Here is a 10,434-nt window from a genome sequence, read left to right as displayed (position 1 = left end):
GGCCGGGGATGTCGGCGGCCGGATCGGACATGGGCGACTCCGTTCCGTGTGCGGAAGATCATCAATACCCTGCGGTTGTCCGGGGAGTGCTGTGACCATAGAGCCGGGTGGGACCGGCGGCAAGGCACCGCGCGAGCAGGCCGGACGCGCCCGTCCGGGCCCGGGCGTCGCCGGGGTCGCACCCGGCCCGACCGCACCTGGGCCATCGCCCGTTCGGCCCCGCGCGCTCGGCCCCGTTCCCCCGGACGGCGTAAGTCGACCGGACAGTCCGCCGCGTAAGGGGCTTGCCGCGGGGTATCCGTATCGGCGGTGTGGGCGAACCGGGGTCGGCCGGGTTCGTCCACCCGAGTCGTTCGTATGAGAAGGGAAAGAGTGATGAATCCGGAGACTGACATGCTGCCGGACCGGCCGGCCGAGCGGACCTCGGACGGGGGACGCTGGCCGGCCCTGGCCACCGTGCCGGCCGGACGGCTGCGCGGGCGGGTGGCCGCGCGGATCGTCCGGCACGCGGTGCGCGAGCTGCCGCTGCGGCTGCGCCTGCCCGACGGCTCCACCCTCGGCGCCGGCGGCCCGGCCGACCCGGTGCTCACGCTGCACCGGCCCGAGGCGTTCTACCAGCGGATCGGTGCCGGCGGTCTGATCGGCTTCGGCGAGTCCTACCAGGCCGGCGACTGGGACGCGGACGACCTCGCCGGGCTGCTCGGGGTGTTCGCCGCGAACGTGACCACGCTCGTGCCCGCGCCGCTGCAGCGGCTGCGGCGGCTGCACGTGGTGCGCCGGCCCGGGACCGAGAACGCGACCGCGGACGAGGCCAGGGACAACATCGCCCGGCACTACGACCTGTCCAACGAGATGTTCGAGCTCTTCCTCGATCCGACCATGACCTACTCCGCCGCGCTGTTCGACGGCCCGGCCCCGGCCGCGGTCCCGGCGCTGACGGACGCGGGCCGGCTCGCGGGCGAGCTGCTGCGCCCGGACATGAACGACGGCGGCGCGGGCCTTGAACTGCTGCGCCGGGCCCAGGAGCGCAAGATCGACCGCCTGCTCGACCTCACCGGCGTCGGCCCGGGCACCCGGCTGCTGGAGATCGGCAGCGGCTGGGGCGAACTGGCCCGGCGCGCGGCGCGGCGCGGGGCGAAGGTGCGCACCATCACGCTCTCGGAGCGGCAGCTGGCCTACACCCGGCAGCAGGCCGAGCTGGCCGGGCTCGCCGACGCGGTCGAGGTGGAGCTGCGCGACTACCGCGACACCGACGGCCAGTACGACGCGGTGCTGAGCGTGGAGATGATCGAGGCCGTCGGCAGGGAGCACTGGCCCACCTACTTCAGCACCCTGTCACGGCTGCTCGCGCCCGGCGGACGGGTGGGCCTGCAGGCGATCACCATGCCGCACGACCGGATGCTCGCCACCGCGCGCACCCAGACCTGGATCATCAAGTACATCTTCCCCGGCGGCCTGATCCCCTCGATGACCGCGATCCGGCAGAACGCGGCGCGGGTGGGCCTGCAGATCCGCGACGACCTGTCCTTCGGCGGCCACTACGCGCGCACGCTGGCGCTGTGGGGGGAGCGCCTGGTGGCCAACGCGAGCCGTCTCGGCTCCCTGGGCTTCGACGAGACCTTCCGGCGCACCTGGCAGCTGTACCTGGCCTACTCCGAGGCCGGGTTCGCCTCCGGCTACCTGGACGTACACCAGCTCGTGCTCAGCCGCGAGCCGCTCGCCGCGGCCACCTGACCCCGGTTCCGGCGCGGTGATCCGCGCCGGAATTCCCCGGATCCCGGCGGAAAATCCGTAAAAGGGCGTCTTGGTCCGGCCGGCCGCCGGTACGATGAAAGGGCTCTGACCGAGCCTCGCGACACCTGACGGGGGTGGAGCCGTGTCCCGTACCGACGGCCGGTCTGCCGTGTGCCGACCCTTCCCGCGCGTCCGACGCGCGCGGGCTCTCGACCTGTCCGCCGCACTCGCCCTGATCGGCTGCGCCGCCGCGGGCTGCGCGAACATCGAGGCCTCCAACGCCTCGGACGAACACGCCACCGGCGCCGCGCAGACCTCGACCGCGACGACGGTGACGAACCCGAGCGGCGACCCGGGCTGCGTCGCCGCACTCAAGGCGATCAGCACGTACGGCCCGTCCTCGGTGAAGCTGCTGGCGGAGGGCCGCGAGGCGGTCAACAACGCCGGCGTGCAGCTGCTCGTGACCGCGCTCGACGGCGCCGCGGACGCGGCCGACCAGCCCGCGATCAAGCAGGACATCAGGACCCTGGCGTCGGCCTACGACGACTACTTCGACCTGACCAACGACGCGGTGGCCGTCCCGGTCTCGGTGGTCCTCAAGGACACCGTCGACCTCGAAGGACTCTGCCGCGAGTAGTCGGGCGGCGGGGGCGGCGGTGTCGACTGTGTCTGTGTCTGTGTCGACGGTGTCCGTGTCGATGTCGGACCGGGCTTCGCCGTCGTCTTCGTGCCCCGCGCGGTGGCCGTCGGCGCGGGCGTCGCGGCAGCCGCGGCCGTGACCGTCGCGGCTCCCGGGACCGCCGCCTTGGCCGCGTACGTCACCGTGAACACGACCGTGACCGTGACCGGCTTGGAGACGAGGTCGGGCGTCGGCGCGCCGCGTCCGCCGCCGTGCCTGCGCGGCACGCGCTCGAGCTCGGCCCGGAACCGCAGCGGACCGGCCCACGACACCGGCACGAGCACCCGAAGCCGGCCGCCGGTGCCGAACCGCACCCGGCCGCAGGACAGATCCCGCCAGCCGCCGGCGGAATCCTGCTGCACGCACAGACGCTGCGGTCCCGCCGCGTCGTCCCCGCCCACCGCGGTGACCGCGATCTCGGCCGCACCCGAGCGTGCCACGGTGACCGCGGCGGCGTTCACCCGCAGGTCCGACTTGGCCGCGGCGGACCCCGCCGTGCCCGCGGCCAGCGCGATCCCCGCCAGCAGCGCGGCGATCCGGGGCGTGGTCATCCGGCCAGGCCGGACACCCCGGCCGAGTCCGGGCCCGCGGACGCGGTCGGGCTCGCAGTCGCTTTCGGGCTCGGAGTCGTACTCGGGCCGGGCGCCACCGCCCGGTGGTGCGCGTGCATGTGCCCGGTGTGGTGGTAGTTCATCGGCGGGTTGAGGTCCGCGAACAGGTCGTTCACGCTCACGATCAGGCCGCCGTAGGCGATGTTCACCGACACCAGCACCGCCACCGCCGTCGCCGCGTAGCCGCCGATCAGCAGCCCGCACCGGGACAGCAGCCGCACCGCGCGCGGACCGCGTACGCGGTTCCACAGCAGCAGCACCGCGGTCGTGGCGCACACCGCCGCCATGATGCTCACGTACTGCGTGGTGGGGCTCGTCAGCGACATCCCGGCTCCCTCGTCGCGGCGGTCACGTCGTCGGTCCGGTCAGCCGCTGGGAGAGCCAGGTGAAGGCGGTCGGCAGCATCTTCTCCCACGCGCTCTGGTTGTGCCCGCCGCCCAGCGGCGCGACGAAGGACTGCACCTCGGTGGCCCGGGCCAGCGGGTTGGCCTTGACCGTGGCCAGTACCTGCGCCGTCTCCGCGGCCGGATCCACCCGGTCCTGCTCGCTCGCCGTCATCAGCAGGCTGACGGCCGGGGTCCGGGTGTGCCCGAGCAGCCACAGCGGGCTGTTGGCGTGGTCGAGCTGCGGATCGGAGGTGAGCGTGTCCGAGTCGGGCGTGTAGTACCCGGCCAGCGAGACCGCGGCCTGGTACCGGTCCGGGTGCTGCAACACCAGCTTCGCCGCGCAGAACCCGCCGGTGGAGTAGCCCATCAGGCCCCAGCCGTCCGCCGCGGACTCGGCCCGGAAGTCCGCCACCACCAGGTCGCGCACGTCCTGGGTGAGCCAGGAGTCCACGTCGCCGTCCCCGGGCACGTTGCTGCACTCCTCGTTGTTCCACGGCCAGGTGTGCCCGGCCACCGGCGTGACCTGCGGGACGACCAGGATGAACGGGTAGACCTTGGCCGACTGCTCGGCCGCCTCGAGGTGGGCGACCACGTTCATCGGCCCCATCCAGCCGTCCGGCGAGCCGACCACCCCGTGCAGGAGTTCGAGCACCGGGAACGTGGCGTGCGGCTCGTCCGCGTACTGCGGCGGCGTCCAGACGTACACCTGGGAGTCGAGGCCGGAGGCCGGGCCGCGGAAGGTCGCCTCCCGGAAGCCGTCCTCGGCCGGGGTGAAGCGGACCGCGTGCAGCGTGGCCAGGCCCGCCGCCGGGATCGCCGCGGCCGCACCCGCGGCGGCCGCGCGGGCCACCGGGACCGGCTGCGGGTCGAGTACCACCGCGCCGGTCTGCCCGGCGAACACCCCGCCCCGGGTGCTCTGATTGCCCAGCAGGTCCTGCCAGGACACGACCAGGCCGCCGTTGGAGATGTTGACCCACACCAGGATCGCCGTCGCGGCCATGAGCTCGCCGAACACCAGCAGCCCGGCCCGCTGGAGCACCCGGGCCGAACGCGGCCCGCGCATCCGGTTCCACAGCAGCACGGTGGCGACGGCGGCGAGCACCGCGAGGGCGATCGTGCACAGCTGGAGGGATCCGCTGGTCGGGGTCACCGGAAGAGAATATCCCTCACTATGGGCACATGTCGGTTATTTCTCCGGCGTGTCCCCTCCACCGGCGGCGTACCGGCGTGCCGCACGGGGCGGCGGGCCGGTACGCCGACCGCGTGTCCGCGGGTGTCAGTGGTGGAAGGCCTCCTTCGCCTCCACCCCGTACTGCTGCATCGGCGCGGGCTGCTTGCGCAGTTCCGGCAGCAGCCGGTCGAGGTCGGCCAGCAGCAGGTCGGCGAGGTCGCGCGAGAAACCGTTGCGCACCACAAGACGGATCACCGCGAGGTCGGTCCGGTCGGCCGGGAAGGTGTAGGCGGGCACCTGCCAGCCGCGCTCGCGCAGCCGCCGCGAGACGTCGAAGACATCGAAGTCGGTCACGCCCTCGGCCGTGGTGAAGGCGAACACCGGCAGCTGGTCGCCCTTGGTCAGCAGCCGGAATTCCGGCAGCGCGGCCACCCCGTCGGCCAGGTGCTTGGCCACGTCCCGGCAGGCCTGCTGCACCTGGCGGTAGCCTTCGTGGCCGAGTCGCAGGAAGTTGTAGTACTGCGCCACGACCTGTGCGCCCGGCCGGGAGAAGTTGAGCGCGAAGGTCGGCATGTCGCCGCCGAGATAGTTGACCTTGAACACCAGTTCCTCGGGCAGCGCGGCGGCGTTGCGCCACAGCACCCAGCCCACGCCCGGGTAGACGAGCCCGTACTTGTGACCCGAGGTGTTGATCGAGGCGACCCGCGGCTGGCGGAAGTCCCAGTGCATGTCCGGGTCGAGGAAGGGCGCGATCATGGCCCCGGACGCACCGTCCACGTGCACCGGCACGTCGAGGCCGGTGCGCTGCTGCACCTCGTCCAGCTTCGCGCAGATGTCCCAGACCGGCTCGTAGCTGCCGTCCATGGTCGAGCCGAGGATCGCCACCACGCCGATGGTGTTCTCGTCCACCTTCGCCGCGGCCTGCTCGCCGTCGAGGTGGTAGCGCTCGCCCTCCATCGGCACGTAGCGCGGCTCCACCTCCCAGAACTCGCAGAACTTCTCCCAGCACACCTGCACGTTGACGCCCATCACCAGGTTGGGCTTGGCCCCGGCCGCGTACCGCTCGGGGTTGGCCTTCATCCAGCGCCGCTTGAGCGCGAGCCCGGCGAGCATGCAGGCCTCGCTCGAACCGGTGGTCGAGCAGCCGATGGCGGTGTGCGGGTCGGGCGCGTTCCACAGGTCGGCCAGGATCGCCACGCAGCGCCGCTCGAGCTCGGCGGTCTGCGGGTACTCGTCCTTGTCGATCATGTTCTTCTCGGCGCACTCGGCCATCAGCAGCGTGGCCTCGGGCTCCATCCACGTGGTGACGAACGTGGCCAGGTTCAGCCGGGCGTTGCCGTCGAGCATCAGCTCGTCGTGGATGAGCCGGTAGGCCGTGCTGGGCTCTATCGGTCCGTCCGGGATCTGGTACATCGGCGGCGCGAGCTGCATCGAGCCGAGGGGGTCGGCGGCCGAGGAGACGAACGGGTTGACCGACAGCGTGCGGTGCGGCGCCCGCGAGGCCGGGCGCGACCCGTTGCTCGAGGCGACCGACACACCGCGCACCCGCGGTGTGTGCAAGCCTTCTTCGTCCTTCGACTCCGTGCCGTGTGGTTCGGCCATGCGGAAACCCTTCCGTGCGCAAGCGTTCAGGCCACCCCCCGGGACACCCTGCCACCGGCGGCGCACGGAAGCCAGCGTCCGCTCCGCGCGCATTCGGGCGGATTCCGGGACGCACCGGAGCCGCTGACGGCGCGTCAGCCCAGGCCGCGGTGGCGTCGGATCGGGTCGCCCCGACGCTGCGCTGCCCGGGTCAGTTCTTCCGCGTGAACACCTGCGGCCCGTCGCCCCCGATCACGGTCAGCCGGCCGAGCCCCGCGTCGAACTGCAACTGGAGTACGCCGCACACACCCGAGCCGGTCGCGCAGAGCACGTTCACGACCATGCCGCCGTCGAAGTACCCCGCCACCGTCCCGGATCCGGTCTGCAGGGAGCCGTGGCTGGCCACCGACCAGCCGACGGTGCCGCCCGCGGCGAGCGTGACCGAGCCCGCGGAGTCGGTCCAGGTCCCGGCGACGGCCGTCGGCGCCGCCGTCGCTCCCACGGACAGGGCCGCTTGGTCCTCGGCGTAGAGGACGTCGGCCGCCGACCCGCCGGACGACGAGGGCATGTGCACCCGCAGCGTGTGCCCGGCCGTGTCCCCGTAGCTCAGCGTCATGCCGGAGACGAGGTCGCCGCCGCAGGACACGTCGGTAATGGAGTACGCGCCACCGTCCGGCGGCGCGGTCGAGATCCGCCCGTAGCACAGCGGGAAGGACCCGGACGAGGTGATGCCGATCCCCGCGTACTGCGACGTACCCGCGAGGCCGGTCGGATAGATGATCAGATAACCGACGGTGCCGTCGCTGCGCTTCCACAGCCCCTGGACCAGACCCGAGCCGGCCGCGCTCGAGGCGCCGGCCGTCGAGAGCGGTCCGGGCGCGGCGAGCGTGGAGGAGGTCACGGGGCCGGCGGCGGTCGAGGGAAGTCCGGAGTAGGTGGTCCCCGGGACCACGGACGTGCCCTGGCCGATCCCCGGCATCTTCGCCATCAGGCCGCCCGCCACCACCCCGCAGACCGCCGCGAACGCGACCGCCGAGCCGAGCACGCGGCGGCGCACCGTGAGTTGCTTGCCGCGCCGGCGCACCTGCGCGGCCAAGGGGGGCCGGGTCTCGGAGACCGCGGAGCGCGCCATGTCGGCGAGCAGGCGATCGAAGCTCTCGGGCATCGGACTCACCATTCCCTTGCCAGGCCGTAGCGTGAACCCCGGCTCTCGCCGGAACCGGCCGTGGCGAACTCGGACACCAGCGGGGCCAGGGCCTTGCGACCCCGGTTGAGATGCGACTTGACCGTGCCCTCGGGCGAGTCGGTCTCGGCCGCGATCTCGCTGATGGACAGGCCCACGAGGTGGAAGAGCACGATGGCGCGGCGCTGCTCGGCCGAGATCTGGCGCAGCGCGTCGACGAGGGCGAGGTGGTCGGCACTGAGCTCGGGCGTCTCCGCGGAGGCGGCCGCGCGGCGGTGGGCGGCCCGGCGGTTGACCGCCTTGCGCCAGGAGGAGACGGCCAGGCGGTAGGCCACCGTGCGGATCCACGCCTCCGGGTCGGTGTACCCGCGCACCAGGCTCCAGCGCTGCCACGCCTTGGCGTACGCCTCGGCCACCGCGTCCTCCGCCTCGGCGAGGTTCCCGGTCATCGCGTAGATCTGACTGACCACCCGCCGGAAGCTCGCCCCGAAGAACTCGTCGAAGTCCGCCTCGTGCGCCCTCAGTTCCGCCACCACGCCCCCTCTCTGTTCGACGCACCACGCCCGGTCGACGCGGATCCGGTCCCAACACGCCCGAACCCGCCGCCGGGATGCACCCGCGGGCAAGAAATAATCCAGAGTCAAAAGCCGTGCGTCACGGTTCTCATACAATCATCAGGCTTCTTATTGACAGTCCGGCTGCCATGCGTAACCGTGACTTGTCGGTCGGTGACGACGGGGCCCACGCCCCGGTCGCCGCGCCGGGACTCGCCGGGTTCTGATTTCCCTGCAGGAGTGAGAGAACGGCGCAGGCGGAGGGGTCTCGTCCCAGCGGCGGGGCCCCTTCATGTCCCCCATTCTCCGCCACCGGCGCGGCCCCGTCCCTTATGTGGGCCTATAGCCCCTTTCGCCCCGACGCTGCGATTCTGAGGGACATCCCACCGTTCTCTCACCCCGCCTCCAGACTCGGTTCATCCGGACCCGGGATGTTTGCGTGCGTTCAAGTGCGGCAGCCGACAGTGAGGTGCGGGATGAGAGAACGACGCAGGAAAGCGCTGACGGTCCGGTGTGCCGGGGCGGCGATGGCCGCGCTGGCCGGAGTCGGCGTGCTCACGGCCTGCTCCAGCTCCTCGTCCTCCTCGGGCACGTCGAACTCCACCGGCACGTCGCAGTGCGCGGGCATGCCCACCGGCGGCTTCGGCGGCGGCACCCGGCCCACGGCGATTCCGAGCGGGGCGGGCGGCCGTGGCGCCACCGCGTTCCCCACCAACGGCACCAGGCCCACCGCGCTGCCCTCCGGCTTCAGCGGCGGCCAGGGCGGCCAGGGCCCCGGCGGCGCCGGAATGCCCAGCGGCTGCGGAGCCGGCGGCGGCCAGGCCCAGGGCAACCAGGGCTGAGCCCGGCTCGCCGTTCTCAGGCCGCCACTGCCTCCTGCGCGGTCCGCTCCAGGAACTCGGCCGTGCGCGCCACGTACCGCTTGACCACCGGAGCCGGTTCGCCGTTGAGGATGGCCGAGGCGACCTGTTCGATGCCGAAGGTGCGGTACCAGATCCGTGCCCGCCGATACACCTCGGCGGGCACGGCCGCGCGGACCGCGTCCCAGCCGTGGCTGCCGAGGCAGGCGGCGTCCACCGCCGGGTCGAAGGGGGCTGCGAGGTCCCAGTCCAGCACGCCCACGACCCGTCCGGCCGAGCCCCAGTGCAGGTTGTAGCCGCACAGGTCGCCGTGCACCAGGCTGGGCTCGACCTCGGGCAGGTCCAGCGCGTCCTCGACCCGGCGGCGCGCCTCGGCCCGCCAGCGCCGGGGCAGCGCGGGCACGGCCTGCTCTTCGAGCACCCGGGCCCAGTCGGCGCGCCCGGCGTACTCGTGCGGCTCGCCGAGCACGTCGCGCAGCGGCGCGCAGTCGACCTCCGCCAGCGCGCGCAGCAGGCCGGCGAAGATCTGCGGGTCCCCGGCGCCCTTGCCGCGCGCCTCGCCCTCGACCCAGGACATGGCGACGGCGGTCCGGCCGTGCAGCACCTTGACCGGGGTGAGCGGTTCGGGCACGGTGAAGGGCAGACCGGCCTGGGCGAGCCGGCGGCTGAGCTCGGTACGCCGCTCCAACTCCTGCTCCGCCGCCACGCTCCGGGCGATGCGTATCGCGGCGCGCCCCGGCAGGAGCACGACGTCGTGGAACTGCCCGTTGGTGCCCACGGCTCCGTCGAGGCCGACGCCCGGCAACAACTCCTCGACGAGTACGAGCAGCTTCTCGTTTACCTCAGCATGCACGCGCGTAAACGTACCTCAACCATGGTTTCGGATACGATCTCGGCTACTGATACGCAGGGGGCGGAACGGCAGGATGGCGATGGACGGCCTCGCGCGCCGCGATCCGGTGGAGATCGCGGGCTACCGGATGCTCGCCCGCCTCGGCGACGGCGGGATGGGCCGGGTGTTCCTGGCCCGCTCCCCGGCCGGGGAAGCGGTGGCGTTCAAGCTGATCCGCCCGGACGTGGCCGGGGACGTGGAGTTCCGCTCCCGCTTCGCCCGAGAAGCACAGGCCGCCCGGCGACTGCTCGGACGACGCGGCATCGCGGCGGTTCTCGACGCCGATCCCGACGGCCCGGAGCCCTGGCTCGCCTCGCAGTACGTGCCCGGAATCTCCCTGCACGACGCCGTGTTCAGCCACGGCCCGCTGCCACTCGAGACGGTGCGCACCCTCGCCCGCGGCCTGGCCGAGGCCCTGACCGACATCCATGCCAGCGGACTGACCCACCGGGACCTGAAGCCCTCGAACATCATGCTCGCGCTGGACGGGCCGAGGGTCATCGACTTCGGCATCGCCAGAGCGGCGGACGCCAGCAAGCTCACCCGCACCGGCCTGCTCGTGGGCTCGCCCGGCTTCATGTCCCCCGAGCAGGTCGTGGGCACGGAAGTGGGCCCCGGCACCGACGTGTTCGCCCTCGGCTCCGTGCTCGTCCACGCCCTGACCGGCGAAGGCCCCTACGGCGACGGCCCACCCGCCGCCCTGCTCTACCGCGTGGTCAACGCACCCCCGAACCTCGCCGCCGTCCCGCAGGAACTGCGTGACGTCATCGAACGCTGCCTCAC

11 protein-coding genes are annotated in these 10,434 nt (G+C 72.8%); 4 read left to right on the top strand and 7 right to left on the bottom strand.

What is annotated here, in order from left to right:
- Positions 1-375 precede the first annotated feature (375 nt).
- Both KDL01_RS34415 and KDL01_RS34410 read left to right on the top strand, forming a co-directional pair.
- Positions 376-1,734 carry an SAM-dependent methyltransferase gene (locus KDL01_RS34415; RefSeq protein WP_246577410.1) on the top strand — a complete coding sequence of 453 codons (1,359 nt, stop codon included), beginning with the start codon at positions 376-378 and terminating at the stop codon, positions 1,732-1,734.
- 142 nt (positions 1,735-1,876) lie between these two features.
- Positions 1,877-2,371, top strand: a complete 495-nt coding sequence (locus KDL01_RS34410; protein WP_212532874.1) for a hypothetical protein — start codon at positions 1,877-1,879, stop codon at positions 2,369-2,371.
- On the opposite strand, the gene KDL01_RS34405 is transcribed toward KDL01_RS34410, so the two are convergent.
- From KDL01_RS34405 to KDL01_RS34380, 6 genes are all read right to left on the bottom strand, one after another.
- Complete coding sequence (locus KDL01_RS34405) at positions 2,281-2,964, bottom strand: hypothetical protein (RefSeq protein ID WP_212532873.1); 684 nt, start codon at positions 2,962-2,964, stop codon at positions 2,281-2,283. The genes KDL01_RS34410 and KDL01_RS34405 overlap by 91 nt on opposite strands.
- On the bottom strand, positions 2,961-3,350 hold the full coding sequence (locus tag KDL01_RS34400) for a hypothetical protein (protein WP_212532872.1): 390 nt from the start codon (positions 3,348-3,350) through the stop codon (positions 2,961-2,963). Before KDL01_RS34400 ends, KDL01_RS34405 begins: the two co-directional genes overlap by 4 nt.
- Positions 3,351-3,372: 22 nt before the next feature.
- Positions 3,373-4,560, bottom strand: coding sequence for an alpha/beta hydrolase (locus KDL01_RS34395; protein ID WP_212532871.1), 1,188 nt, complete (start codon positions 4,558-4,560; stop codon positions 3,373-3,375).
- Between the two features lie 126 nt (positions 4,561-4,686).
- Positions 4,687-6,183, bottom strand: coding sequence for a glutamate decarboxylase (gene gad, locus KDL01_RS34390; RefSeq protein WP_212532870.1), 1,497 nt, complete (start codon positions 6,181-6,183; stop codon positions 4,687-4,689).
- Positions 6,184-6,373: 190 nt separating this feature from the next.
- The gene (locus KDL01_RS34385) at positions 6,374-7,327 is read right to left on the bottom strand and encodes a hypothetical protein (RefSeq protein ID WP_212532869.1); all 954 of its coding nucleotides are present in this window, start codon (positions 7,325-7,327) and stop codon (positions 6,374-6,376) included.
- Between the two features lie 5 nt (positions 7,328-7,332).
- On the bottom strand, positions 7,333-7,878 hold the full coding sequence (locus KDL01_RS34380) for a sigma-70 family RNA polymerase sigma factor (RefSeq protein ID WP_212532868.1): 546 nt from the start codon (positions 7,876-7,878) through the stop codon (positions 7,333-7,335).
- A gap of 497 nt (positions 7,879-8,375) precedes the next feature.
- On the opposite strand from KDL01_RS34380, the gene KDL01_RS34375 reads away from it, so the two are divergent.
- Complete coding sequence (locus KDL01_RS34375; RefSeq protein WP_212532867.1) at positions 8,376-8,741, top strand: hypothetical protein; 366 nt, start codon at positions 8,376-8,378, stop codon at positions 8,739-8,741.
- 16 nt (positions 8,742-8,757) lie between these two features.
- Here the strand turns inward: KDL01_RS34375 and KDL01_RS34370 are convergent, their stop codons facing one another.
- The gene (locus tag KDL01_RS34370) at positions 8,758-9,612 is read right to left on the bottom strand and encodes an aminoglycoside phosphotransferase family protein (RefSeq protein ID WP_212532866.1); all 855 of its coding nucleotides are present in this window, start codon (positions 9,610-9,612) and stop codon (positions 8,758-8,760) included.
- Positions 9,613-9,691: 79 nt separating this feature from the next.
- Here KDL01_RS34370 and KDL01_RS34365 point away from each other — a divergent pair.
- A partial coding sequence (locus KDL01_RS34365; protein ID WP_212532865.1) for a serine/threonine-protein kinase occupies positions 9,692-10,434 on the top strand: 743 nt, incomplete at its 3' end.

The sequence above is a fragment of the Actinospica durhamensis genome (assembly GCF_018139695.1).
GTDB classification, from domain to species: Bacteria; Actinomycetota; Actinomycetes; order Streptomycetales; family Catenulisporaceae; genus Actinospica; species Actinospica durhamensis.
This window is presented reverse-complemented; position numbering and strand designations above follow the sequence as displayed.

Coding starts and splice junctions, on each gene's coding strand:
- KDL01_RS34385 (WP_212532869.1), bottom strand. CDS start 7,327: ATGCCCGAGAGCTTCGATCGCCTGCTCGCCGACATGGCGCGCTCCGCG.
- KDL01_RS34400 (WP_212532872.1), bottom strand. CDS start 3,350: ATGTCGCTGACGAGCCCCACCACGCAGTACGTGAGCATCATGGCGGCG.
- KDL01_RS34415 (WP_246577410.1), top strand. CDS start 376: ATGAATCCGGAGACTGACATGCTGCCGGACCGGCCGGCCGAGCGGACC.
- gad (WP_212532870.1), bottom strand. CDS start 6,183: ATGGCCGAACCACACGGCACGGAGTCGAAGGACGAAGAAGGCTTGCAC.
- KDL01_RS34405 (WP_212532873.1), bottom strand. CDS start 2,964: ATGACCACGCCCCGGATCGCCGCGCTGCTGGCGGGGATCGCGCTGGCC.
- KDL01_RS34375 (WP_212532867.1), top strand. CDS start 8,376: ATGAGAGAACGACGCAGGAAAGCGCTGACGGTCCGGTGTGCCGGGGCG.